We start from the raw sequence: 23834 nt of genomic DNA on the forward strand, positions 1-23834 counted from the left end.
ACATTATTATATATACCGCTTCCAAGCGGCAAAAACAACAAAAAGCAGGCATACTTTCCTGGGTTAGAAGATTAATTAATGAAAAAGACCCAAAAAACACATTCGCTTTCGGATTTATTTATTAAATTTGCACTCATAAAATCATATTCGAATAGACTTTATGAATATTTTAGAGCTTAGTGAACAGGAGATTGGCCGCCGCCAGAGTCTCCAGGAGTTAAGGGACATGGGTATCGACCCCTATCCTGCAGCAGAGTTTCCCACCAACGCTTTTTCAACCGACATAAGGGACGACTTCAGCGACGACGCCGAACCGCGCGAGGTTTCGGTGGCCGGTAGGCTTATGAGCAGGCGCGTCATGGGTAAGGCGAGCTTCGCCGAACTTCAGGACAGCAAGGGACGCATACAGATATACATCTCACGTGACGATATCTGCCCGGGAGAGGACAAGGACCTGTACAACAAGGTCTTCAAGAAGTTGATGGATATCGGCGACTTCATCGGAGTGAAGGGCTTTGTATTCCGTACCCAGACGGGAGAGATATCTGTCCACGCCAAGGAAATAACCCTTCTGAGCAAGAGCCTGAAGCCGTTGCCAATAGTGAAATACAAGGACGGTGTGGCCTACGACAAGTTCGATGACCCAGAGCTGCGCTATCGCCAGCGCTACGTAGACCTTATTGTCAACGACGGCGTCAAGGATACCTTCCTGCAGAGAGCCACCGTGCTGCGCACCATTCGCCGGGTACTCGACGAGGCCGGATATACAGAGGTAGAGACCCCTACCCTACAGGCTATTGCAGGAGGAGCATCGGCACGCCCGTTCATAACACATTTCAATGCCCTTAACGTCGATATGTACATGCGTATCGCCACTGAGCTTTACCTGAAGCGACTCATCGTGGGCGGCTTCGAGGGTGTTTACGAAATAGGAAAGAACTTCCGCAACGAGGGTATGGACCGCAACCACAACCCGGAATTCACATGTATGGAGCTGTACGTGCAGTACAAGGACTACAACTGGATGATGTCGTTCACCGAGAAGCTTCTTGAGGCTGTCTGCATAGCCGTCAACGGAAAGCCGGAACGTGAGGTCGACGGGCAGATTATCAGTTTCAAGGCTCCCTACCGCCGTCTGCCCATACTCGACGCCATCAAGGAGAAGACTGGCTTCGACTGCAACGGCAAGAGCGAGGACGAGATACGTGCCTTCTGCAAGGAGAAGGGCATGGAAGTAGACGACACCATGGGCAAGGGAAAGCTCATTGACGAGCTGTTCGGAGAGTTCTGCGAGGGCACATACATACAGCCAACATTCATCACAGACTATCCCGTGGAGATGTCACCACTAACCAAGAAGCACCGCTCTAAGCCTGGACTGACAGAGCGTTTCGAGCTGATGGTAAACGGCAAGGAGCTGGCCAACGCCTACTCAGAGCTTAACGACCCCATAGACCAGGAAGAAAGGTTCGTAGAGCAGATGCGACTGGCCGACAAGGGCGATGATGAGGCCATGATTATTGACCACGACTTCCTGCGCGCACTTCAATACGGCATGCCTCCCACAAGCGGTATCGGTATTGGCATCGACCGCCTGGTTATGCTTATGACCGGCAAGACATATATTCAGGAAGTACTCTTCTTCCCACAGATGAAGCCAGAGAAGAAGATGCCACAGAGCACCATTGCAGAATGGGGAGAGATAGGTGTGGCTGAGGAGTGGGCATATGTTCTGCGCAAGGTCGGCTACAATCTCATCGCTGACATTGTCGAGGAAAAGCCACAAGGACTGCAGCAGAAGCTTCTCGAAATAAACAAGAAATACAAACTCGGTTACGAGAAGCCAACACTCGAAGAGATAGGCACCTGGATAGAGAAAGCCGCTAAATAAGCAGCCGTAAACCATAACGCACACACTCATGTTCGACTGTGGGAAAATAGCCATCATCGGTGGAGGAAGCTGGGCTACCGCCATTGCAAAGATTGTGGTGGAACATACACACCACATAGGATGGTATATGCGGCGCGATGACCGCATAGAGGATTTCAAGAGACTGGGCCATAACCCTGCGTATCTTGTTGGAGCACACTTCAATGTCGACGAGATATTCTTCTCCTCCGACCTCAACAAGATTGTCGAGGCTTACGATACCTTGGTGTTCGTAACACCCTCGCCATATCTGAAAAATCACCTGCGCAAGCTCAAGACACGCATTAGGGACAAATTTGTACTTACCGCTATCAAGGGTATAGTGCCAGATGAGAATCTTGCATGCTCGGAATATTTCCACCACGTCTATGACGTACCATACGAGAACCTCGCATGCATAGGCGGACCATCGCATGCGGAAGAGGTAGCACTCGAACGGTTGTCATACCTTACAGTTGGATGTGCCGACATTGACAAGGCAAAAGCATTCACAGAGGTACTCTCGTCTGACTTCATCAAGACCAAGACTTCATGCGATGTCATCGGCATAGAATACTCGTCGGTACTGAAAAACGTATATGCCATTGCCGCAGGCATCTGCGGCGGACTGAAATACGGCGACAACTTCCAGGCCGTCCTCATGTCGAATGCCGTGCAGGAGATGAACCGCTTCCTCACTGCCATTCACCCTATGGAGCGTAATGTCTACGACTCGGTATACCTGGGCGACCTGCTCGTAACGGGATATTCCAACTTCAGCCGCAACCGCACCTTCGGAACCATGATAGGCAAGGGCTACTCCGTGAAGAGCGCACAGATAGAGATGGAGATGATTGCCGAAGGCTACTTCGGAACGAAATGCATGAAGGAGATCAACCGCCACATGCACGTCAACATGCCTATCCTCGACGCAGTCTACAACATCCTCTACGAGCGCATAAATCCACAGATTGAAATAAAGCTGCTCACAGACTCCTTCAGGTAGCCCCAGACACTACCGACACATAACAAGAAAAACAATTATCAATCATAAACAAAAAATGGGAAACATAACACTTGACACAAGCAAAGCTGCCCAGTTCCTCAAAGCTGGTGCAGTAGAGGCTCTTGAGCCTCAGGTAAAGGCCGCTCAGGAGGCCTTGGAAAACGGCACATGCCCAGGCAACGACTTCCTCGGATGGCTGCATCTGCCGACATCAATCTCTGCTGACTTCGTAAAGCAGATACAGGACTGCGCCGACGTTCTGCGTCAGAACTGTGAAGTTGTCGTTGTGGCTGGTATCGGCGGCAGCTACCTTGGCGCACGCGCCGTCATCGAGGCTTTGAGCAACTCGTTCGCATGGCTCGTTGGCGATAAGAAGAATCCCACTATCCTCTTCGCAGGAAACAACATCGGCGAGGACTATCTATCAGAGCTTACGACATATCTCAAGGATAAGAAGTTCGGTGTAATCAACATCTCCAAGTCAGGAACCACCACCGAGACCGCTCTCACCTTCCGTCTTCTCAAGAAACAATGCGAGGAGCAGCGTGGCAAGGAAGAGGCCAAGAAGGTCATTGTAGCCATTACGGATGCAAAGAAGGGTGCCGCACGCACATGCGCTGACAAGGAAGGCTACACATCATTCATCATCCCCGACAACGTAGGCGGACGCTTCTCCGTACTCACTCCCGTAGGCCTGCTGCCTATTGCCTGCGCAGGCTTCGACATAGCCAAGCTCGTAGAGGGCGCACAGACCATGGAGAAGGCTTGCGGCAAGGACGTACCGTTTGCAGAGAACATCGCCGCACAGTATGCCGCCGTGCGCAACGCACTGTATGCAGAGGCCGGCAAGAAGATTGAGATTATGGTCAACTACCAGCCGAAGCTCCACTTCATGAGCGAGTGGTGGAAGCAGCTCTACGGCGAGAGCGAGGGCAAGGACGGCAAGGGCATCTTCCCTGCATCATGCGACTTCACCACTGACCTGCACTCTATGGGACAGTGGATTCAGGAAGGCGAGCGCACCATCTTCGAGACCGTGATAAGCGTAGAGGCTCCCAACCACACGCTGCTCTTCCCACACGATGAGGAGAACCTCGACGGACTGAACTTCCTCGCTGGCAAGCGTGTTGACGACGTAAACAAGATGGCAGAGCTGGGCACACGCCTGGCACACGTGGACGGTGGTGTGCCAAACATCCGCATCTCTATGCCCGAACTCAACGAGTTCTACCTCGGAGAGCTCATCTACTTCTTCGAAATCGGCTGCGGCATCAGCGGCAACGTACTGGGCGTAAACCCATTCAACCAGCCTGGAGTAGAGGCTTACAAGAAAAACATGTTCGCCCTGCTCGACAAGCCAGGCTACGAGGCTGAGAGCAAGGCCATCAAAGAGCGTCTTGCCAACGAGAAGTAATACTATATTGTATGTTCAACGAGCAGATTAAAAGCTTTATAGATAACCACGGCCTTGGGACATTCCGTCCCAAGGCTGTTCTCTTTGATATGGACGGCGTGCTCTACGACAGCATGCCCAACCATGCCATAGCATGGCAGAAGTCCATGGCACAGTTCGGCATTAATATGACTGCCGAGGATGCCTACGCCACCGAGGGAGCACGAGGCATAGACACCATCAAGAAATTTGCCAGCATGCAGCTACACAAAGACATAAGCGACGAAGAGGCGCAGCAGATGTACGATGTGAAGACAGCAATTTTCCACAGCATGCCCGAGGCTCCCATCTTCGACGGAGTAATACGCCTTATGACCCTCATACGGCAAAGCGGACTGACAATAGGAATAGTAACGGGCAGCGGACAACGTCCTCTCATTAACCGTCTGCTCACCGACTTCGGCAACTTCATAACTGCCGGGCGCATTGTCACGGCATACGATGTCACACATGGCAAGCCCGCTCCTGACCCATACCTCATGGGAGCTGCTAAAACAGATGCGGAGCCTCACGAGTGCATTGTCGTAGAGAATGCACCACTCGGTGTCAAGGCTGGCGTAGCGGCAGGATGCCTCACCATAGCCGTGAACAGCGGTCCCCTACCCGACTCAGTACTCTCCGACTGCGGTGCACACGTCGTACTGCCAAGCATCAAAAGGCTTGCTGAGGTATGGGAAGAGACACTCAACAAACCATAGACATTCTACCAACTACAACCACCCTAATTAATTATTGGTTGCTGATAAATGAATCAATGCACCTTTGATACGTGTTCGTAAGGGCAACCTGCCTGATAAATGGCTTTTTGCTGTAAGGCCTCAGCGGTGGCTGCCCTTGTGTATGCTCTCACTCATCAGCCTGTATATTTCCTGCAATTCGGGGTCTTCGGTCAGTAGTGACATCTGGGCATCGATGACGTTGCGGTCGTATCTCACTGCCGGGCCAGTCTGTGCCTCGGCTGGCGGCATGACATGCACCTTGCGTGCTGTCTCGTCAATGAGCGGCAACATAACGTCGAACGGTATGCCATGACGCTCAAGCAGCGAGGCCGAAAGGGCATAGCAGCGGTTGACGAAGTTGCAGGCAAAGACTGCGGAAAGATGCAGGTAGCGTCGGGCATCGGAACTGAGGACATACACACGTGAGGAGAGGCTTGCAGCCAACGCTTGTATCTCTGCCTCCGTGGCTGCATCGCAGCCTTCCACGAAGCATGGTATGTCGCAGAAGTCCACCACCTTGGTCCTCGAGAACGTCTGCATGGGATAGAGCACACCATAGCGCACGGCCTTTCCGCGGAACACATCCATGGGAATGCTGCCGGCAGTATGCAGGAAGAGCTTTCCACTCCTGCCCCCACACACCCTGTCTGTCAACTCTCCGAGTACCCTGTCGCTCACGGAGAATATATATACATCGGCATCGTCTCTAACGTATGCGACTTCTGTCACCGCCTCGCAGCCAACGGCTGCTGCAAGAACAGTTGCCGAGTGTTCCGTCCGGCTGTACACCTGCAATATGTCATGTCCTGCCTTGCGCAGAGCGGGTGCAAGGCTGGTCATAAGGTTGCCCGCACCTATCAGTATTATCCTCATCGTCTCCAGTTGTTATGTCAGAATACGTTCACGTGAACGTTCTCCCACCTTAGAGCCTCTTCGTCCTGCAGTTTCCGCTCAGACGCCTTATGCCCCACTCCAATGACGCAGAGCACGGACAGCTCCTCAGGTATATCGAGTATTCCTCTTATGACCTCGTCTGCCGATGTACCGTCAGACAGTCCCCGGTTTCTCATCTGTGCCCAGCATGAGCCGAGTCCCAGCTGCTCAGCCTGATACTGCATGGATACAGCAGCGATGGAACAGTCCTCCACCCAGCAGTCGTTCACCGACGGATTGCCCAGCACGACTATTGCCAATGGGGCGTTCTTCAGGAACTGCCCTCCCATGTCCTTTGCATCGGAGAGTTTCTCTATCAGAAGCTTGTCGTCTACCACAACAAACTGCCACGAGCGGTTGCCTTTAGACGTTGGCGACATCAGGGCAGCCCGGAGGATAGTCTTCACATCCTCCGCGTCTATCATCTCCTGTGTAAAAGTCCTGTGACTGCGGCGCTTCTGCACCAGTTCTTCAAATCTTGTCATAATATCACTTTTTGTTAGTTGTCATTTTTGCTCCATGCCCCTCCAACTGCAAAGTTACACAATAATATATGTTTTGCATATCAGAGTGGGCACTGACGCATATTCCTAATGAGAGTCTTAGAGGTAAAGCTCGTTTTCCTTTCTTGTGGCACAGACTTTTTTCAGACCTTGTGTAGCCAGGAAGTTCATCACCACTCCGATTCTTCTTGCCCCCGTTGGGCATACAGACACACATCTCATGCAGGAGATGCACTTGGCAGTGTCAACCGTCCTAGGGTCAGAGAGCGGAAAAGCCGAGCGATAGGAAGTTCTCTCTTAGGAGAGCGGCAGAGCCGAAACTCGCTTAGGCGAGCGGCAGAGCCGAGCGAAAAGGAGCCAAATGTTTCACCCCTGAAAGGGTATTGGCTTATCATAACTCCCCATCATAACTCCCCATCATAACTTCTTTCTTGCCTTCCTTTACTTGCGAAAGTTGAATTAGTATATTTGCAGTATTATTGATATTTATTCCAAACATCGCTTCAAGCATTCGTGTCCCGCTGTATGTTCGGATAATATATAGTTTACTGTCTTCAGTCCGGCTGCTGCCCATCGTGGGCTTTCCAGGCACATTCTGTCAGTTTCATATCAGTAAAAATCGCCTTGAAAGACGACTGTTCCGGAGAACAGGCGTATATGCCAAATTGTATCTTTCCTCCGCCCTTATGCATGTGGCATACACGCATCTGCGTGAAATAAACCCCGTCGTGCGAGCACTCGATGCAATAATCGTCCTCTCTACGGGAAAGTCTATACCACATCGTTTTGACATTAGCAGGGATAGCCGTTGTAGCCCAATCAGAAAAACCATTGTTGGTCACCACACTTCCCAGATGCTGGAACTCCTCATTTTCGTACTCCACACTGCCCTTAAGCCAGTTGTCGCTATCGAGGTAAAGTACGATGCCACATTGGTCAAAACGATGATGGCTTTCCGTGAAATCAGTCTTTACCACAAAACTGAAAAACTTCTCCTCTGTCTCCATCTGGAAAACAGGGGCGTTGTCGTTTCTGAAATGATAATAGGTACGTTGCCAGAGATCTGTGCCCGGTTTGGTGACTACCTCTATGGTATCACCCTTAATGACGCAACTCTCCGGCTGTCGCGTCCATTTGAAATTGCCTATGTCCAGTGTCATAATCTTTTGATTTTGTCCAATGTTCTCTTGGCGTTTGCCATTGTCTTTGCCCATACATGCTACAAGAAGCGTCAGCATGGTGACGGTAATGACAGTCATCTTCGTTCTTTCCATATTCTTATGATGTGTTTAACTATAGCAACAGGGTGATAACAGACGCACAAAACTTGTCTGTTTTTCACTTCTGCTAACACCTCTTCAGTCTATTCATCATAGCCTACCGGTCGCATTTGTTTTTGCGCCTCGCTATATACATAGCCGTAGTCCTTGAGATATTGTTTTATTTCCTGTGGGTCGCGCCCAAAGGCACAGCAGAGAGATTCAAGCGAGTCGTATTCCTCATCCCTCAGAAGCATATTAATGCTCGACACAAGTATGTGCGGGTCTTGTGGCAGATATTCCATAACTATATGTTTTATTGATTCAACAAATTTTCCATTACCTCAATGGCAGACAAAATGTCATCGTGGAAGCGGCGGTGGTTAACCAAAAAGTCATCGTGTCCATCAGACAACAGACCATACAATGTTTTATCCATATCCTGTACGTAAGAGGATATAGCATATTCAATGTCGTCTTTTTGCCATTCCATGTTGGAATGTGCATACACACGTTCCTTTTGGTGAAAGAAACTGTATGCTGTTTCTATTGCGTTTTTGTCTATCCTGATGCTCGTACTCATTACACCTTATTATATATTATTTTTTATACTCCATAAGGATGTCACAACGCTCGTAGGCATTGCCCTGCAGGGGTATTTCCACAAAGCCAAGCGACCGATAGATGGCGATGGACGCTTTCAGGCGTGTGTTTCCCTCCAGATAATCGTCTCTATATTCTGGCTTGTAGGTTTCGAGCGTACTGTTGTGGGCGAAGAAAACTCGTCGAGCATCTTCCGTGCCAATGGAGCATACCATGACTTCACTTCCAGTTCCGTGGGCGTATGTCCCCCGGGAAAGTGATGACTGACGGCATAGTGTTGCAAGAACAAGGGCTCGAAATGTGCCAGGGTGTCTTGCTCGCCAAAGAGTCCCCACACCCGTTTTTCAGAAACAGGACTGCAATTGTCAAACTGTGAGGCTTCGAGCTCTGCAAACTCTTCTATTAACGCTTCGTCAATGACAAGCCGTTGGTTGCCATCCTTGCGCGGCGCCTTATATTGGTGCTCTCCCATGCGTTGTCTGAGGAAGTCTGTCATCATGAAATATGGATTTCCGAGTAGTGCTGGGACACCAACGTCAGGAGCCAGCAGCTGTGCCAGGAACGAGCCGCAGCTGTTGCCGATGAGCAGGTCGGGCTTCTCCTGGCTGATTAGTGTGCGAATGTATCTCAACGCCTCTTTTGGATGAAGAGGCAAGTCGGGCGTCAGCACAACAGCCTGCCCGTCAAAAGCCTCCCTAAGTGCCATCGCCATCGGACAGCTGCCTGTGGCAAAGAAGCCATGTAGAAACAGTATCTTTTTCATTTTAAAAGTCATTCTGTTAATCCTTCTCTTATTCATCCATTATATCTGAATATTCCGCAGGCTGCACACAGAGGCACATTGTCATGTGGCGTCCAACTATATGACAAACCTTTTAAATCCTGGCTCATTAATGTCGCGAACGTATCACCATCCCTGCAATACGATGGGCGAACAAAAGGTTGGCTGCCATAAATATGATTCCCACAACTCCGCATATTACCATTTCCATGCCGCTCATGGCATACCAAATACCCTGCAACCCTACATATGCATAGGGTATCAGAAGCAGGGAAGAAACCACACCAGGCACATATCCTTTCACCATGACAGCCTGCAAGACATGAACCACCAGATGGAAAGAAAAAGCCATGAACAGGGCAGCCCATATTTGGAAGCTGTATTCTCCCTGAACAAGCACGTAGCAGGTGGCTAAGAGAAGAACCACAAGTTCTTCAAGAGCGGCAATGACAAATGACTTTGTACTGATACCGCATAGATAGTCTATCACGGACTTCATCCCAGGAAATCTTCCTGCCAGAGCATCTTTGTGTTTCTGCATCCAGCGATGCTGCACTATAGCCTCTTCTGTGTCATGAAGGATAAAGGCAAGAGGGAGGGGAAGGACAAGATATAATACACTTAACGCACTCATATATATATATATTAAGATAATGCAAAGATACACAGAAATCAGAGAATACCACCGCTTTTGACAGAATAATTTTCGTTTTGGACAAATTTGAGTATGTTCTGTCCTCCGTATTACCGCCATGGCCTTGAGTTTGGTTCATCCGACATTTCGAGTGATTATCATTTAAGCAGTGTGGTCTGTATTTGTTACCTTCATTGCCGATAAGGTTATAAATCTTGTCTGTGACGTATTCATATTTGCGGTTCATGCTATATCTCGAGTGACAATATATTGTTGCGTGGTCGATGCATATATATATCATTGCCGATAAGGTTAATAACCTTACGCCTGCAAGGTTAATAACCTTAAGGCCGTAAGGTTATTAACCTTATCAGGGTTGCAAACGTATTCATATCCTTTGGCAAACGGTTTCACCCACTTCATTTAATAATATACTTCAGGAATAATATATTATAATGCGTCACTCCATATTTCTGATGAACCTTGAGTTTCTCTACCAGTGCATCGTGAGCATGCCGCTTATATCAGAAGTATTATGAACGTACATTTTCTCTGCGCTCTTTGCGACTTTGCGAGAGTTCTTTCCCGCATATGTTTATTGCGTGGTATATTTATCGCCAGGCCGCAAAGGTCGCAAAGATATATATACCCTTGCGAGACCTTTACACCCTCTGCGCATCCAATGTATGTTCTATGCTTGGCAATGCAGGGATGCAAGAACAACAAGAAAACAAAAGTTCTGACATGACATAAAATACAAAAACCCAATTGTCAATTTGCTTTTATCCCATATGTTTTGTAACTTTGCAAGCATAACAGACAAATATTACAAAACCTATAAACACTACCGCTATATGAGACACTTTCTGACAGCTTTGTTATGCATGATAGCCGTTGTTGCCAACGCAACTCCCATCGATGACCTGCTTGAGCGTATTGACAAGGGGGCATCGAGGAAATTCAAGATAGAACTGCGCAAGTCACCCACCGACTTCTTCGAGATAGACCAGGCTGGGAGCAAGGTCGTTGTCCGCGGCAACTCGTGGGTGAACATCGCAACGGGCATAAACTGGTATCTGAAATACCATTGCGGCATACACCTGACATGGGGCAACATGCAGGCCGCACTGCCTGCCAAACTGCCCGTCGTAAAGAAGAAAGAACGTCACGAGACCGACCTGAGGATGAGATACAGCTTCAACTATTGCACCTTCTCCTACTCCATGGCGTTCTGGGACTGGCAACGCTGGCAGGAGGAGATAGACTGGCTGGCCCTGCACGGGGTGAACATGCCGCTGGCCATTGTCGGAACGGAATGTGTGTGGAGGAACATGCTCCTGAAAATGGGATATACGGAAGAGGAGGTGGGACAGTTCATTGCCGGTCCGGCATTCCTCGCATGGTGGGAGATGAACAATCTCGAAGGCTGGGGCGGCCCGTTGCCACTGTCATGGTACAGCCAGCAGGAAGCCCTGCAGAAAAACATCCTGAAGCGTATGAGGCTGCTCGGCATGGAGCCCGTACTGCCAGGCTACAGCGGAATGATGCCACACGACGCAAGGCAGAAGATGGGACTCGATGTCACGGACGGAGGCACATGGAACGGATATGTACGTCCGGCAAACCTCATGCCCACCGACAAGCGGTTTGCAGAAATTGCCGACTCATACTATGCTGAGCTGACAAAGCTCTACGGCAAGTCAAAATACTACTCCATGGACCCGTTCCACGAGAGCAACGATGATGCGACAACAGACTACGCCAAGGCCGGAAAGGCGGTGATGGAGGCCATGAAGCGCACCAACGACCAGGCGAAATGGGTGGTGCAGGGATGGACGGAGAACCCACGCCCGCAGATGATGGCAGACCTCAGAAACGGAGATATCGTGATACTCGACCTCTTCTCTGAGTGCCGTCCCATGTTCGGCATACCATCGGTATGGAAACGCGACAAAGGATACGAGGGACACTCGTGGATGTTCTGCATGCTGGAGAACTTCGGCGGCAATGTGGGACTGCACGGGCGCATGGACCAGCTGCTCGGCAACTACCGCCTGGCACGAAACGGTAGTGACTGGACAAAGACCATGACTGGAACAGGCTTCACAATGGAGGGAACGGAGAACAACCCCGTGATGTTCGAGCTTATGAGCGAGCTGCCATGGCTCAGCGAGGTACCGACAAAGGAGGAATGGGTGAGGAAATATATCGTGGCACGGTATGGCAAATACGACAAGGATATCGAAGAGGCATGGATGCTGCTCGCCTCCTCTATATACAACTGTCCGCTTGGCAACAACCAGCAGGGGCCTCACGAGAGCATCTTCTGCGGCAGGCCGGGACTGAACAATTTCCAGGTGAAGAGCTGGTCGAAGATGAGAAACTACTACGACCCGGAAGACACCCGCAAGGCTGCTGAGAAGATGCTGGCGGCAGCGGACAGGATGAGAGACAACGACAACTACCTGCACGACCTGGTGGACATAACCAGGCAGGCTCTCGCCGACCAGGGCCGCAGGCAGTACCTGAAGACCATTGCCGACTACAACGCATTTGCACGCAAGGACTTCAAAAGGGATGCAGAACGCTTCCTGAGGATGCTCCTCATGCAGGACGAGCTGCTGGGCACACGCAGGGAATTCCGCCTCGGCAACTGGACGGAGATGGCAAGGGCGCTGGGAACGACACCACAGGAGAAAGACCTGTACGAATGGAACGCAAGGGTACAAATAACGACATGGGGCAACAGAGTGTGTGCCGACAAGGGCGGACTGCGCGACTATGCCAACAAGGAATGGCAGGGGCTGCTGAAGGACTTCTATTATAATAGGTGGAAGATATACTTCGATGCCCTCGACAGACAGATGGCCGACGACACCAAGCCCAACTACGAGGCCGTGGGAGGTGGCGCAAACTCCAACAAGACCTCCGACGAACTGTTCTCTATGGCATTGCCGCACGGTCCCGTCATCGACTGGTATGCAATAGAGGAGCCGTGGACTCTGAAGCATAATTCTTATTCGTCATCACCGGAAGGCGACCCAGTTGACATGGCAAGAAAAGCTGCTGAGTTTTTTAGTGAAGAGTGAAAAAAGTGAAGAATGAAGAGTGAAGGGTGAAGAATTTAATGGCATATAGAGAAAACTGCTATCATTATTAATAGAAATCAAAATGAACAAAAATACAAAGCACACCAGTCCAATCCTTACACCCCCCACCGGGGGGCAGGGGGGCTCCACTTCTGGGCAGGGAGGCTGTAGACAAAAGGGCTCCCGTCTGCTTGCCGTAGACATCCTTAGGGGTATGACTGTGATGTTCATGATACTCGTAAACAACGGGGCTGGAAAGGAGATATTCTCTACGCTGAAGCACTCGAAATGGGACGGCATGACACCCTGCGACCTCGTGTTTCCCTTCTTCCTCTTCATAATGGGGTTCTCCATCTTCCTGAGCCTTAGGAAAACAGAATTCAGATGGTCGGCACAGACAGGACTGAAAATCTTGAGGCGCACGCTGTTGCTCTTCGTCATCGGCCTTGCCATAAACTGGTTCGACATGGCATGCTCCGGCTCTCCGCTTGACTTAGAACACCTTAGGGTATGGGGCGTGATGCAGCGTCTGGCAATATGCTATTGTGCAGCTGCCCTGCTGGCCATCGCCCTTCCCCACCGCAGTATGAACTTACTCACTGTGGCTCTGCTCGCCGTATATGCCGCCATACTAATCATAGGCAACGGATATGCGCAGGACGCACAGGCAAACTGGCTCTCCATAGCCGACAACAACCTTATAGGCAGCAACCATCTGTATACGAAAAGTCCCGTTGACCCGGAAGGACTTGTAAGTACTATCTCTGCTATTGCCCATACCCTGATAGGTTTCAGTTGCGCACGTTATATCTCGACAAACAGCAAGCTGAGCAACCATGCCGACAAGGCTTTATGGCTGCTTGCCGCAGGAGCGGCGATAGGGTTTGCCGGATGGCTGCTATCGTTCGGACTGCCGCTGAACAAGCGCATATGGAGTCCGAGCTACGTACTGGCCACATGCGGCATGGCAATGATGGCTCTCGGCATCATAGTACGTCTCGTCGACATGACGCCCGACGGAAAGCAGAACAAGACCGCAAACTCCGTGATTACACTGTCAGTAGCTTTTGGCACCAACCCGCTGTTCCTGTATGTGGCGAGTGAGATTCTTGGAATAGCCTTCGGCAGTTTCGGTATTAAAGATGGTGCATACACAGCCATACGAACCATAATAGGAAACGGCTACTGGGCATCCCTCATCTACAGCATCGCCTTCGTAGCCCTTCATGCCGCAATGGGGCTGTGGCTATGGAGGAAGAGGATATTTGTAAAAATATAAAGCCTCACCCCCATCCCCTCCCCAAGAGGGAGGGGGCAAAACGGTTTTGAGGTTATGAGGTTTTAAGGTTGTTAGGTGAAATTACCTACAAAACCTACAATAACCTACAAAACCTATTCCTCGTCAAAATCAAAATCTGAGTCGAAGTCGTAGTCGAAAAACTCTGGTTCGACAAACGCATCAAGTGCCCGGCGTTCCTTCTTCGTGGGCCTTCCCGTACCCCTTGCCCTGTCAACGAAGCCGCTTATGCGGCTCATCTCCAGCAGTTCGTACTGCTTTGGGTCTGTGACATTCTCGTATATCTCGGGCAGCAGCTTCGCCCCTACCCTCTGCTCTATGGTCTTCAAGACCTTGAACGAATAGGTTATCGGCGGCTTCTTCACGTTAATAACGTCTCCCACCTTTATGGTGCGTGATGGCTTCATGTCCACCCCACCTATCGTCACCCTACCGTTCTTGCAGGCGTCAGAAGCTATGGAGCGCGTCTTGAAGATGCGCGCCGCCCATAGCCATTTGTCTATTCTTGCGGTATCAGCCATAGTGTTCCGTTATTTTTTTCCGAGTTTGTTGAACTGGTTCATGGTGATGTCCATGCCTGCCAGTACGAAACTTTTTATGATGTTGACAGCGATGTCTATGCTTGGCTGTAGCTGCTTCATGTCATCCTCGGAATACTGTCCGAGTACCCAGTCTATCTGTGCTCCCTTAGGATAGTCGTTGCCTATACCCATGCGCAGTCTCGGATAGTCCTGTCCTATGAGCTGCTGTATATGTCCCAGGCCGTTGTGTCCGCCATTGCTGCCGTTGGCCTTCAGGCGGAAGGCTCCAAGCGGCAGGGCCACATCGTCAGAGATGACGAGCAGCCTCTTCTGGTCTATGTTCTCCTTATTGAGCCAGTATCTCACGGCATTGCCGCTGAGGTTCATGAAAGTAGTAGGCTTCAGCAGGAACACCTTTCGCCCCTTGATGGATGTCTCGGCCACAAAGCCGTAGCGCTTGTCCTGAAATGTAGTTCCCATTTCCTTGGCGAAAGCGTCGAGAACCATGAAACCAGTATTGTGGCGTGTGCGTGCATACTCGTCACCGGGATTGCCCAGCCCGCATATCAGATATTTGTCCATTTGAAATATGGTCGGATGAAATGAATTATTGACTGAAAAAAAATAAAAGGCGGACACCACAGATGTCCGCCCGATTATCATACAGAATAGTTAGTCTCCAATTTACTTGCCCTCAGCGGCAGCGGCGGCAGCAGCAGCCTGCTGTGCGGCACGTGTCATCTTGATAGAGCAAACGATAACCTCCTTAGGAGTAGCAATCTCAAGACCCTCGAAGCTGAGTTCGCCAACCTTGATGCTCTTGCCAATCTTCAGAGCAGTAACGTCTACATCGAGATGCTCAGGGATCTGCTGATAAGGAGCTGTAACGTTAATCTTGCGGATAGAGAGGTTCATGCGTCCACCGTCGCGTACACCCTGTGCCAAACCAACGAGCTTGACAGGAATACCGATAGTGAGCGGCTTCTGGTCGTTAACCTCATAGAAGTCTACGTGAAGCAGAGCGTCTGTTACCGGGTGGAACTGCAGCTCCTTCATTACAGCGGTATGAGACTCGCCGTCGATGATAAGGTTGATGACATAGATGTGGGGAGTGTAGACAACCTTGCGGAGCTCAGTCATAGGAACTGCGAATGACATTGCTACGGGCTTGCCGTTCTCGTCCTTCTGCTCGCCATAGAGGTTGCATGGAACCAATCCCTCCTTGCGGAGGAGCTTAGAAGCTTTCTTGCCAAGGTCTGTACGCTTCTGACCTGTTACGTTAATCTCTTTCATGAGTTGTGTTACTATAAATTAAAATTGTTGATATTAATTCGCCATCACACAGAGATGCGCTTAGCGTCTTAAAAAAGTGGGTGCAAAGTTACGAATAAATCTCCAAAATCAAAACATCTTGGCCGAAAATTTGTTCTTTCTCGCATAAAAAACCATAAAAGAGCCACTTTTCCATATGGTTTTCTTGCGGGAAAAGTTTTTTTTGCCTAATTTTGCAAAACAATGTATGGATAAAACTCCATTTACAACTTAACACTGTACACAATATATAATATATAGGTAGAGTAATGATTAATAGGGAATTGATTAGAATAAAGATAGTCCAGTTAACCTACGCATACTATCAGAACGGCAACAAGAACATGGACAATGCTGAAAAAGAGCTGCTTTTCAGCTTGTCGAAGGCATACGACCTGTATAATTACCTTCTCGACCTTATTCTGGCCATAAGCAAGGAGGAAAGGCGGCGTGTGGAAATCGCCACACAAAGGGCCCAGCGAGAGGGTACAGATATCCCGTCAACAAAATTCATCGACAACAGATTTACCCTACAGCTTGAAGAGAACAAGATGCTCGCAGACTTCAACGAGGCAAAAAAGCTTACTTGGGCAGACGACATAGAGTTCATACGTAAGATGTGCGCCCTCATCGAGCAAAGCCAGATATATACCGACTATATGTCTGCCGAGGAAGACAACTATGAGGCCGACAGGGAGGTATGGCGCAAGATATACAGGCAGATGATACAAGACAACAGCGACCTGGAAGCCCTACTCGAGGAGAAGAGCCTGTACTGGAACGACGACAAGGAGGTTGTAGACACCTTCGTGCTGAAAACCATCAAGCGCTTCGACCCAAAGAACAAGGCAAAGCAGGAGCTCCTGCCGGAATACAAGGATGCCGAAGACAAGGACTTTGCAATAAAGCTGTTCCGTGCAACAATCCTCAACGCCGACCAGTACCAGCGTTTCATGAGCGAGACCAGCCGCAACTGGGATTTCTCACGTCTGGCGTACATGGACGTGATAATAATGCAGATTGCCATCGCAGAGATGCTTACCTTCCCCAACATTCCCGTGAGCGTCACCATAAACGAGTATGTGGAGCTTGCAAAGCTCTACAGCACTCCACGTAGCGGTGCATACATCAACGGCATGCTCGATGCCATAGCACGGCACCTTTCCGAGACTGGAAAGATGTTCAAGACACTCGCCAATCCCGTGAGACCGCAAACAACAGATAATCAATAATTCAACAATAATAAACAAACATGACAACACTTGTACTGGCTGCACAGGCAGCTGCTCAACAGGGTGGCGGTATGGGCGGAATGCTCATAATGATGATAGCCATCTTCGCCATCATGTATTTCCTCATGATTCGTCCGCAACAGAAGCAACAGAAGCGCATCCGAGAGTTCCAGAACTCACTTCAAGAGGGAACTAAGGTGCTCGTAGGCGGTGGCATACACGGCACCGTGAAGCGTGTAGACCTTGCTGCAGGCACCATCGACGTGGAAATAGCCCACGGCACAGTGATAACAGTAGAGAAAAGCGCTGTCTTCGCCTCTGCGCAGGACGCCACAGGCAATAAAGCGTAATGGCAGCTGGGCGCATACTTCGCAATGTCAGGGACTTCGTGTTCAGTGTAGTGAACAAGGAGTTTCTGATTTTTTTGTTCTTCCTCGCCCTCAGCGGCGTCTTCTGGCTTATGATGACGCTAAACGGGACTTACGAGAAAGAGCTGCAGGTGGAGATGCGCCTCGTCGGAGTGCCCGAGAACACTATCATCACGGCCCCCCTCCCCGACAGCGTCAAAATAACCGTGCGCGACAAGGGATTTGTGCTGCTCTCCTATGGTTTCAGTCACAAGATAAGGTCTCTGTCCTTCCCTTTCGCCACCTTTGCCAACCACAGCACCGGCAAGGGGCAAGTACCTGTGTCTGAGATAAACAAAGCCGTAAAGCAACAGTTGTTTGGCTCCACAACGCTGATATCGCTGAAGTGTGACCATACGGCCTTCCTGTTCAATGACGGCGAGCAGAAGACCATCCCCGTGCGGCTTGCCGGCACGCTAACGCCCAAAGCCAGCTACTACATAGCCAAGGTGAACGTCGTTCCCGACAAGGTGACCATCTATTCTGACAAGCACACCCTTGACAGCCTTAAGGCAATGCCCACTGAGACTTTCAAGATTACAAACATTCAGGACACACTCGTCACCGAAGTAAGCATGAGCAGCATCTATGGCGTGAAGTGCGTGCCCAACAAGGTAAAGCTGGAGATATTCACCGACATCCTCACCGAGGAGAGCATCGAGGTGCCGATAACGCCAATAAACGTTCCCGAGGGCATCGTACTACGCACATTCCCGCAACGGGTTAGGGTAATCTTCTATGCTGGTGCCAGAATGGTGCGCGACATAAAGAGCGCTCCCGAGGAGTTTGTCGTAGTGGCAGACTACCAGGCATTGGCAGACGGCAAAAGCGACAAATGCAGTCTTCAGCTGCAAAGCGCGCCACGCACCATAAACAACGCACGCATAGAGACACCAACTGTTGACTATCTGGTAGAACAGCAATGACACCACCACTATCCCCCAGCCATATTGCCATTACAGGCGGCATAGGAAGCGGCAAGAGCTTCGTCTGTGACATACTGCGCAGAAGGGGCTTCGGCGTCTACGACTGCGATGCAGCCGCAAAGAGGCTCATGGCCACCGACAAGGACTTGCAACGCGAGCTGTCACAGCTCGTCGGCAACGGAGTATATAGCAACGGTGTCTTGCAGAAGTCTGTGTTGGCACAGTTTATCCTTGAAAGTGAGGACAACAAGCAGGCCGTCAACCATATTGTGCATCCTGCCGTAGCCGCAGACTACCTATCCTCAGGCTGCCAGTGGCTTGAGAGTGCCATACTCTTCGATGCCAACTTCGACCAGCGTGTAACGTTCGACATCATCATTGGTGTGGTAGCTCCCGACGAAGTGAGGACTGAGCGCATCATGACGCGCGACGGCATAAGCCGTGAACAGGCCCTGCAGTGGATAGGCTGCCAGATGCCACAGGAGACCGTAGCAAGACTCTGTGACTACATCATCAGCAACGGAACAGGTGACGACGTGGAGGCACAGGTGGAGGACATTTGCATGAAGCTTAATATTGTATAACATACAAACCAATAAACCAAAAAACAACAGAGAAAGAAAATGGAAACAATACTGTCTATCGCCGGCAAGCCCGGCCTTTACCGACTGGTATCACGTGGTAAGATGAACCTCATCGTAGAAACTATCGATGACGCCAAGCGACGTATGCCCGCATTCTCAACAGACCGCGTCACAAGCCTCGCCGACATCGCCATGTACACTGACGCCGAAGACATTCCACTATGGAAGGTACTGAAGAGTCTTGGTGAGAAAGAGCAGTCGAAGACCGCCTCTATCAATTATAAGAAATGCAGCTCAAAGGAGTTGCGCGACTATTTCGCTGAGGTTCTGCCCAACTTCGACCAGGAGCGTGTACACGACAGCGACATAAAGAAGCTGCTGCAGTGGTACAACATTCTTGTCAACAACGGCTATACCGATTTCGAGACTGTCCTCTGCCCTACTCCTGGCGACAACGTCGACTCAAGGCAGGAGGCTGAATAACGACACCCAACAACTCACACAACAGTCCATTATGTGGAGATACCACCTCTTAGCCATAGCGACAATACTCGTATGGGGCGTAACCTTCGTCAACTCAAAGGTGCTGCTCCTGCATGGGCTTGCCGTCCACGAGATATTCGTCATACGCTTCGGCATAGCCTACCTCTGCATATGGACCATCTCTCCGCGCCGCCTGTGGGCCTCCAGCCTTCGTGACGAGGCCATCATGATGCTACTGGGCATCACAGGCGGCTCGCTGTATTTTGTAGCCGAGAACATGGCCGTGAAACTGAGCTTTGTCAGCAACGTGTCATTTATAGTGTGCACGGCCCCACTCTTCACCACACTTCTTGGGTTGCTCTTCATCAAGGGCATGCGTGCCACACGCGGCCTTGTCATCGGCTCCATGCTTGCCATAGCAGGAATGGCAATGGTGATTTTCAACGGGCAATTCGTGTTCAAGCTCAATCCCGCCGGTGACCTGCTGGCATTCTGTGGAGCACTCTGCTGGGCCGTCTACAGCCTGCTAATGAAGTCTGTTGCCACCCGCTACGGTGCAGTATTCGTTTCGCGCAAGGTATTCTTCTATGGCTTGCTCACTGCCCTTCCACTCTTTGCCTTCATGCCCTGGCAGTTTCCCGCAGAAGGTTTCCTTATTTCCGCAGTATGGGGAAATCTGCTGTTCCTTGGGTTCATAGCCTCCTTTGCCTGCTTTGTGTTGTGGAACCTCGCCATCAAGAAAGTGGGAGCCATAAGCGTATCAAACTATGTATACCTGAACCCCATCTCCACAGTTGTATGCTCCGCACTCGTGCTTCACGAGCCTACTACCTGGATAGCCATCCTCGGCTCAGCCCTCATCCTCTCAGGCGTGTTCGTAGCCAACAAGAGAGGTGTATGAGGTTAGTGTAGGAAATTTCATATAAAAAAAACATCGGTCAAAATGTCTGTTTGTTACGCCATTTTGTCACCCACTAAGTCTTTGGTACATTAGTTGCGATTACGATTAGTGTAAAAGTAAAACATTAACCATTTTAAAAGTATAGGAGATTACAACTATGTACAGAAACGCTTGGTTACCAGAAGTCTTCAACGACTTTTTTGACAACAACTATATGCCTAAGGCCAATGCCACCGCACCAGCCATCAACGTGATGGAGTCAAAGACCGACTACCGTGTAGAGCTCGCCGCTCCTGGCATGCGCAAGGAGGATTTCGACGTGAACATCAACACCGATGGTGACCTTGTAATAAAGATGGACCGCAAGGGCGAGAAGCACGATGAGAACGTCCACTACCTGCGCCGTGAGTTCTCTTACACCAAATACGAGCAGACTCTTATCCTCCCTGACGACGTGGACAAACAGAAGATAAGTGCCAATGTTGCTGACGGCGTGCTGACTATCGTACTGCCAAAAATAGTCAAGGAAGAGCAGAAGATTGCGCGCAACATTGAGATTGGCTGATAATCACCTGATATCATTTATCCAAAGGCATATCCTGTCCAGCACCTCCACAGACATTGTCTCCTCAATCTGCTGATATTCAGTATAATTGCCTGTGGTACAATGCTGGAAGAGATGGTTTAGCCCGTCAAAAGGCAGAATGGTATGCCTGCAAGCAGAAAGCCCAGCGTGGAGTGCCGAGAGATTAGCCTCGCAGTCCACCTGGGTATCTTTTTTTCCACCCATCGCCAGTACGGGGCAAACGATCTTCGGCAATATCGGACGCACGTCGATAGTAAGCAGGTGGCGCATATATGGCGAAGACGTCTGCCGCAACACCTTGGAAAAATGCTCCCGCAGCATAGCTGGCACATTCCCCACATCAATATCCTCGACACAAGCTCCGTTGGCCAGTTTGCCAAAGGCATCAGAGAGTGCGTTGCTATAGGCATCGAGGACGGTCACAGGCAAGAAAGCCTGTGCCAGGCTGGCACGATGCTGGCTCACCAGCGTCTGCAGTCCTGATACCGCCATGGCAGCCATAGTGACCACATAGTCGGCCTTACCCTCAGCGGCAATCATCAGTGCAATGGTGCCGCCCTCACTATGCCCTATCACCCCCACCCTGCTGAAGCGGTTGCGCAAATACCTTATTACAGCCTCCGCATCGTCTTTGAAATCATCAGTAGTGAAACTTGAGAAGTCCAATGCCGCATTGCCATACCCACGGTCATCATATCTCAGCGATGCTATCCCATGGCGTGCAAGCGCATCAGCCAGTACGGCAAATGGCCGGTGGCCAAATATCTCCTCGTCACGGTTTTGCTGTCCGCTACCCGTTACCATCACCACCACAGGAGTATTGCAGTTGCAGTTCGGTGGCAGAGTGAGTGTACCGCTGAGCACAATGTTCCCACTTGCCACTCTCACCTCCTCAGTGGTATATGGGAATGGCGATACAGGAGTCTGTGGGCGTCTCATTTGCATCATCCCCTTTCTGAGAGTCAGCGGCAACGACAGTCCTCCCTGCAGGAACAGTCCCTTGATAGAATCTCCCTCCATGAGGCCTTCGAACGTAACGCCAACGGCAGCCACCATCACCCTAAGCTTTCCCTCCTCAGTTATCGTCCTCTCGCCCTTAATACCCTTGACACCCTGTGCAGGAGAGTCAAGTGTACAGCCGTCCGCACTGAAGTTGAACACCAATGGCAGGCTCATGCCCTGCACATCAAGCTTGCCCGTCCATGCACCCTCCTGAGCAAGGGCGGTTAGACACACCAGTATAGAAAAAACAGTCGAAAAGAGACGAGATGTAGTCATAAATCAGTCTTTATATATGTTTTCTGCAAATATACGATAAAAATACGATATTTTTAGTATCTTTGCACCGCTTTTAGCTAAAAGCGCATAAAACGCTAATGACCAACATGGTCGAAGAGTGCTTGGTAAACCTCTATAAAAACAAGAAAAATGGAAAAAAGGAATAATCTTGTGAGCGTGACGTTCATGCTTTTCGGCACGCTCTTCTGCGTCTGCCTGATTACGGCAAACATTCTTGAGACAAAGCAAATATCACTTGCCGGCATAAGCCTCACCGGAGGACTGCTAGTGTTCCCCGTGTCGTATATCATCAACGACTGCGTGTGCGAGGTCTGGGGATATGGCAAAGCGCGCATGCTCATATGGACCGGTTTTGCCATGAACTTCTTCTTCGTCCTTACCGGTGCCCTGTGCGATGCCATTCCCGGTGCCCCCTACTGGACGAACAACGAAGGTTTCCATGCCATTTTCGGCCTTGCTCCGCGCATTGCCGGAGCCTCTTTCTTAGCCTTCGTCTGCGGCTCCTTCGCCAACGCCTACGTTATGAGCAGGATGAAAATCGCAACAAGAGGCAAAGGGTTCTCCCTGCGTGCCATACTGAGCACGGTAGCCGGCGAGAGCATAGACTCTTTGCTGTTCTTTCCGCTTGCGTTAGGCGGTGTCGTACCAGCGTCAGAGCTTGTGAAGCTCATGCTCTGGCAGGTGTTTCTGAAGACCGCCTACGAGGTAGTGGCTCTTCCTGCGACAACAAGGATTGTCAGATGGCTGAAGGCTCACGAGGGCATGGACGCCTACGACGATGGCATAGACTACAGATGGTGGTAGAGCCATGAGACACTCTTCACTGCTGCCCGTCTATCACTGCCGTCCGGCTATTCATGTCGTGCGAACCGCTCCATGGCGAGCTGCTCGTAGCGGGTGCCTGGACGACCATAGTTGGCATAGGGATATATGCTTATTCCTCCGCGCGGGGTGAACAGTCCCGTCACCTCTATATATTTAGGGTCCATGAGCCTTATTAGGTCCTTCATAATGATATTGACGCAGTCCTCATGGAAGTCGCCATGGTTACGGAAGCTAAACAGGTATAGCTTCAGGCTCTTGCTCTCCACCATTCTCACATCAGGGATATACGAGATGCGTATCTCGGCAAAGTCAGGCTGTCCGGTGATGGGACAGAGCGATGTGAACTCCGGGCAGTTGAATCTCACCCAGTAGTCATTCTCCGGATGCTTGTTTGTAAATGTCTCCAGTACGTCCGGCGCATAGTCCATTCGATATTGCGTCTTCGCTCCGAGGGCTTTCAGCCCGTCATCTTTTCTTTTATCGTTCATTTGTGTTTTTTTGAAGTGGTTGGTGATGTAAATAAATAGTTAGTGAGATTACCCTTTGACCTCAGACATCAGACCTTAGCCCTTA

The 23834-nt window shown here is 50.3% G+C and carries 25 protein-coding genes and 1 pseudogene; 14 read left to right on the forward strand and 12 right to left on the reverse strand.

The window, feature by feature from the left end; genetic code table 11:
- Positions 1-160 precede the first annotated feature (160 nt).
- From lysS to CIL02_RS12345, 4 genes are read left to right on the forward strand one after another with little or no spacing between them, the layout of a single operon-like run.
- A complete protein-coding gene (gene lysS, locus CIL02_RS12330) occupies positions 161-1891 on the forward strand; it encodes a lysine--tRNA ligase (protein WP_094402116.1) in 1731 nt (576 codons plus the stop codon).
- Positions 1892-1919: 28 nt separating this feature from the next.
- Complete coding sequence (locus CIL02_RS12335) at positions 1920-2915, forward strand: NAD(P)H-dependent glycerol-3-phosphate dehydrogenase (protein ID WP_094402118.1); 996 nt, start codon at positions 1920-1922, stop codon at positions 2913-2915.
- Positions 2916-2970: 55 nt separating this feature from the next.
- A complete protein-coding gene (locus tag CIL02_RS12340) occupies positions 2971-4329 on the forward strand; it encodes a glucose-6-phosphate isomerase (protein WP_094402120.1) in 1359 nt (452 codons plus the stop codon).
- Between the two features lie 11 nt (positions 4330-4340).
- Positions 4341-5066, forward strand: coding sequence for an HAD family phosphatase (locus CIL02_RS12345; RefSeq protein ID WP_094402122.1), 726 nt, complete (start codon positions 4341-4343; stop codon positions 5064-5066).
- Positions 5067-5186: 120 nt separating this feature from the next.
- Here the strand turns inward: CIL02_RS12345 and CIL02_RS12350 are convergent, their stop codons facing one another.
- The 7 genes and pseudogenes from CIL02_RS12350 to CIL02_RS12390 all read right to left on the reverse strand — a co-directional run bounded on the left by CIL02_RS12350 (position 5187) and on the right by CIL02_RS12390 (position 9920).
- Positions 5187-5960 (reverse strand): Rossmann-like and DUF2520 domain-containing protein, encoded by a 774-nt coding sequence (locus tag CIL02_RS12350; protein ID WP_094402123.1) that lies wholly within the window; start codon positions 5958-5960, stop codon positions 5187-5189.
- Positions 5961-5977: 17 nt separating this feature from the next.
- Positions 5978-6505 (reverse strand): nitroreductase family protein, encoded by a 528-nt coding sequence (locus CIL02_RS12355; protein ID WP_094402125.1) that lies wholly within the window; start codon positions 6503-6505, stop codon positions 5978-5980.
- Positions 6506-6622: 117 nt separating this feature from the next.
- Positions 6623-6775 (reverse strand): annotated as a pseudogene (locus tag CIL02_RS17010) (4Fe-4S binding protein); the annotation flags it as partial.
- A gap of 302 nt (positions 6776-7077) precedes the next feature.
- The gene (locus CIL02_RS12370; protein WP_240513681.1) at positions 7078-7797 is read right to left on the reverse strand and encodes a DUF1349 domain-containing protein; all 720 of its coding nucleotides are present in this window, start codon (positions 7795-7797) and stop codon (positions 7078-7080) included.
- Positions 7798-7886: 89 nt separating this feature from the next.
- Positions 7887-8087: a DUF4250 domain-containing protein gene (locus CIL02_RS12375; protein ID WP_094402130.1), complete on the reverse strand. Its 201-nt coding sequence runs from the start codon at positions 8085-8087 to the stop codon at positions 7887-7889.
- A gap of 395 nt (positions 8088-8482) precedes the next feature.
- Complete coding sequence (locus CIL02_RS12385) at positions 8483-9148, reverse strand: YqiA/YcfP family alpha/beta fold hydrolase (protein WP_094402314.1); 666 nt, start codon at positions 9146-9148, stop codon at positions 8483-8485.
- Between the two features lie 127 nt (positions 9149-9275).
- On the reverse strand, positions 9276-9920 hold the full coding sequence (locus CIL02_RS12390) for an HXXEE domain-containing protein (RefSeq protein ID WP_094402134.1): 645 nt from the start codon (positions 9918-9920) through the stop codon (positions 9276-9278).
- Between the two features lie 734 nt (positions 9921-10654).
- Here CIL02_RS12390 and CIL02_RS12395 point away from each other — a divergent pair.
- Together CIL02_RS12395 and CIL02_RS12400 are read left to right on the forward strand one after the other, a co-directional pair.
- Complete coding sequence (locus CIL02_RS12395) at positions 10655-12889, forward strand: alpha-N-acetylglucosaminidase (RefSeq protein ID WP_094402316.1); 2235 nt, start codon at positions 10655-10657, stop codon at positions 12887-12889.
- An 82-nt stretch (positions 12890-12971) separates the two neighbouring features.
- Complete coding sequence (locus tag CIL02_RS12400) at positions 12972-14168, forward strand: acyltransferase family protein (protein ID WP_094402135.1); 1197 nt, start codon at positions 12972-12974, stop codon at positions 14166-14168.
- Positions 14169-14281: 113 nt separating this feature from the next.
- Here CIL02_RS12400 and CIL02_RS12405 read toward each other — a convergent pair whose 3' ends face one another.
- The 3 genes from CIL02_RS12405 to CIL02_RS12415 all read right to left on the reverse strand — a co-directional run bounded on the left by CIL02_RS12405 (position 14282) and on the right by CIL02_RS12415 (position 16000).
- The gene (locus tag CIL02_RS12405) at positions 14282-14707 is read right to left on the reverse strand and encodes an RNA-binding S4 domain-containing protein (protein WP_094402137.1); all 426 of its coding nucleotides are present in this window, start codon (positions 14705-14707) and stop codon (positions 14282-14284) included.
- Between the two features lie 9 nt (positions 14708-14716).
- A complete protein-coding gene (gene pth, locus CIL02_RS12410) occupies positions 14717-15289 on the reverse strand; it encodes an aminoacyl-tRNA hydrolase (RefSeq protein ID WP_094402139.1) in 573 nt (190 codons plus the stop codon).
- Between the two features lie 102 nt (positions 15290-15391).
- The gene (locus tag CIL02_RS12415; protein ID WP_094402140.1) at positions 15392-16000 is read right to left on the reverse strand and encodes a 50S ribosomal protein L25/general stress protein Ctc; all 609 of its coding nucleotides are present in this window, start codon (positions 15998-16000) and stop codon (positions 15392-15394) included.
- Between the two features lie 287 nt (positions 16001-16287).
- Here CIL02_RS12415 and nusB point away from each other — a divergent pair, with 287 nt between their 5' ends.
- From nusB to CIL02_RS12450, 7 genes are all read left to right on the forward strand, one after another.
- Positions 16288-17250, forward strand: a complete 963-nt coding sequence (nusB, locus tag CIL02_RS12420) for a transcription antitermination factor NusB (protein WP_094402142.1) — start codon at positions 16288-16290, stop codon at positions 17248-17250.
- 20 nt (positions 17251-17270) lie between these two features.
- Entirely contained in the window at positions 17271-17600 is a 330-nt protein-coding gene (gene yajC / locus CIL02_RS12425; RefSeq protein WP_094402143.1) for a preprotein translocase subunit YajC, read from the forward strand.
- Positions 17600-18583, forward strand: coding sequence for a CdaR family protein (locus CIL02_RS12430; protein WP_094402145.1), 984 nt, complete (start codon positions 17600-17602; stop codon positions 18581-18583). Before yajC ends, CIL02_RS12430 begins: the two co-directional genes overlap by 1 nt.
- Positions 18580-19167: a dephospho-CoA kinase gene (coaE, locus tag CIL02_RS12435; protein WP_094402147.1), complete on the forward strand. Its 588-nt coding sequence runs from the start codon at positions 18580-18582 to the stop codon at positions 19165-19167. Before CIL02_RS12430 ends, coaE begins: the two co-directional genes overlap by 4 nt.
- A gap of 39 nt (positions 19168-19206) precedes the next feature.
- Positions 19207-19650: a DUF5606 domain-containing protein gene (locus CIL02_RS12440; protein WP_094402149.1), complete on the forward strand. Its 444-nt coding sequence runs from the start codon at positions 19207-19209 to the stop codon at positions 19648-19650.
- Positions 19651-19681: 31 nt separating this feature from the next.
- A complete protein-coding gene (locus tag CIL02_RS12445; RefSeq protein ID WP_094402151.1) occupies positions 19682-20551 on the forward strand; it encodes a DMT family transporter in 870 nt (289 codons plus the stop codon).
- Between the two features lie 157 nt (positions 20552-20708).
- Complete coding sequence (locus tag CIL02_RS12450) at positions 20709-21116, forward strand: Hsp20/alpha crystallin family protein (RefSeq protein WP_094402152.1); 408 nt, start codon at positions 20709-20711, stop codon at positions 21114-21116.
- 3 nt (positions 21117-21119) lie between these two features.
- Here the strand turns inward: CIL02_RS12450 and CIL02_RS12455 are convergent, their stop codons facing one another.
- On the reverse strand, positions 21120-22415 hold the full coding sequence (locus tag CIL02_RS12455; RefSeq protein ID WP_094402154.1) for a S9 family peptidase: 1296 nt from the start codon (positions 22413-22415) through the stop codon (positions 21120-21122).
- A 150-nt stretch (positions 22416-22565) separates the two neighbouring features.
- Between CIL02_RS12455 and CIL02_RS12460 the strand changes: the two genes are divergently transcribed.
- Positions 22566-23240 carry a queuosine precursor transporter gene (locus CIL02_RS12460; protein ID WP_094402155.1) on the forward strand — a complete coding sequence of 225 codons (675 nt, stop codon included), beginning with the start codon at positions 22566-22568 and terminating at the stop codon, positions 23238-23240.
- 47 nt (positions 23241-23287) lie between these two features.
- Here the strand turns inward: CIL02_RS12460 and queF are convergent, their stop codons facing one another.
- A complete protein-coding gene (queF, locus tag CIL02_RS12465; protein ID WP_094402157.1) occupies positions 23288-23749 on the reverse strand; it encodes a preQ(1) synthase in 462 nt (153 codons plus the stop codon).
- Between the last annotated feature and the right edge of the window lie 85 nt (positions 23750-23834).

The sequence above is a fragment of the Prevotella sp. P3-122 genome, assembly GCF_002251365.1.
GTDB lineage: Bacteria > Bacteroidota > Bacteroidia > Bacteroidales > Bacteroidaceae > Prevotella.

Excerpts from the sequence above, each read along its gene's own strand:
- CIL02_RS12350 (WP_094402123.1), bottom strand. The coding sequence starts at position 5,960 with ATGAGGATAATACTGATAGGTGCGGGCAACCTTATGACCAGCCTTGCA.
- nusB (WP_094402142.1), top strand. The coding sequence starts at position 16,288 with ATGATTAATAGGGAATTGATTAGAATAAAGATAGTCCAGTTAACCTAC.
- queF (WP_094402157.1), bottom strand. The coding sequence starts at position 23,749 with ATGAACGATAAAAGAAAAGATGACGGGCTGAAAGCCCTCGGAGCGAAG.
- CIL02_RS12415 (WP_094402140.1), bottom strand. The coding sequence starts at position 16,000 with ATGAAAGAGATTAACGTAACAGGTCAGAAGCGTACAGACCTTGGCAAG.
- CIL02_RS12385 (WP_094402314.1), bottom strand. The coding sequence starts at position 9,148 with ATGAAAAAGATACTGTTTCTACATGGCTTCTTTGCCACAGGCAGCTGT.
- CIL02_RS12450 (WP_094402152.1), top strand. The coding sequence starts at position 20,709 with ATGTACAGAAACGCTTGGTTACCAGAAGTCTTCAACGACTTTTTTGAC.
- CIL02_RS12455 (WP_094402154.1), bottom strand. The coding sequence starts at position 22,415 with ATGACTACATCTCGTCTCTTTTCGACTGTTTTTTCTATACTGGTGTGT.
- CIL02_RS12335 (WP_094402118.1), top strand. The coding sequence starts at position 1,920 with ATGTTCGACTGTGGGAAAATAGCCATCATCGGTGGAGGAAGCTGGGCT.
- pth (WP_094402139.1), bottom strand. The coding sequence starts at position 15,289 with ATGGACAAATATCTGATATGCGGGCTGGGCAATCCCGGTGACGAGTAT.
- CIL02_RS12395 (WP_094402316.1), top strand. The coding sequence starts at position 10,655 with ATGAGACACTTTCTGACAGCTTTGTTATGCATGATAGCCGTTGTTGCC.
- CIL02_RS12390 (WP_094402134.1), bottom strand. The coding sequence starts at position 9,920 with ATGGCGGTAATACGGAGGACAGAACATACTCAAATTTGTCCAAAACGA.
- CIL02_RS12355 (WP_094402125.1), bottom strand. The coding sequence starts at position 6,505 with ATGACAAGATTTGAAGAACTGGTGCAGAAGCGCCGCAGTCACAGGACT.
- CIL02_RS12430 (WP_094402145.1), top strand. The coding sequence starts at position 17,600 with ATGGCAGCTGGGCGCATACTTCGCAATGTCAGGGACTTCGTGTTCAGT.
- CIL02_RS12375 (WP_094402130.1), bottom strand. The coding sequence starts at position 8,087 with ATGGAATATCTGCCACAAGACCCGCACATACTTGTGTCGAGCATTAAT.
- coaE (WP_094402147.1), top strand. The coding sequence starts at position 18,580 with ATGACACCACCACTATCCCCCAGCCATATTGCCATTACAGGCGGCATA.
- CIL02_RS12340 (WP_094402120.1), top strand. The coding sequence starts at position 2,971 with ATGGGAAACATAACACTTGACACAAGCAAAGCTGCCCAGTTCCTCAAA.
- CIL02_RS12370 (WP_240513681.1), bottom strand. The coding sequence starts at position 7,797 with ATGGAAAGAACGAAGATGACTGTCATTACCGTCACCATGCTGACGCTT.
- CIL02_RS12460 (WP_094402155.1), top strand. The coding sequence starts at position 22,566 with ATGGAAAAAAGGAATAATCTTGTGAGCGTGACGTTCATGCTTTTCGGC.
- yajC (WP_094402143.1), top strand. The coding sequence starts at position 17,271 with ATGACAACACTTGTACTGGCTGCACAGGCAGCTGCTCAACAGGGTGGC.
- lysS (WP_094402116.1), top strand. The coding sequence starts at position 161 with ATGAATATTTTAGAGCTTAGTGAACAGGAGATTGGCCGCCGCCAGAGT.
- CIL02_RS12345 (WP_094402122.1), top strand. The coding sequence starts at position 4,341 with ATGTTCAACGAGCAGATTAAAAGCTTTATAGATAACCACGGCCTTGGG.
- CIL02_RS12400 (WP_094402135.1), top strand. The coding sequence starts at position 12,972 with ATGAACAAAAATACAAAGCACACCAGTCCAATCCTTACACCCCCCACC.
- CIL02_RS12445 (WP_094402151.1), top strand. The coding sequence starts at position 19,682 with ATGTGGAGATACCACCTCTTAGCCATAGCGACAATACTCGTATGGGGC.
- CIL02_RS12440 (WP_094402149.1), top strand. The coding sequence starts at position 19,207 with ATGGAAACAATACTGTCTATCGCCGGCAAGCCCGGCCTTTACCGACTG.
- CIL02_RS12405 (WP_094402137.1), bottom strand. The coding sequence starts at position 14,707 with ATGGCTGATACCGCAAGAATAGACAAATGGCTATGGGCGGCGCGCATC.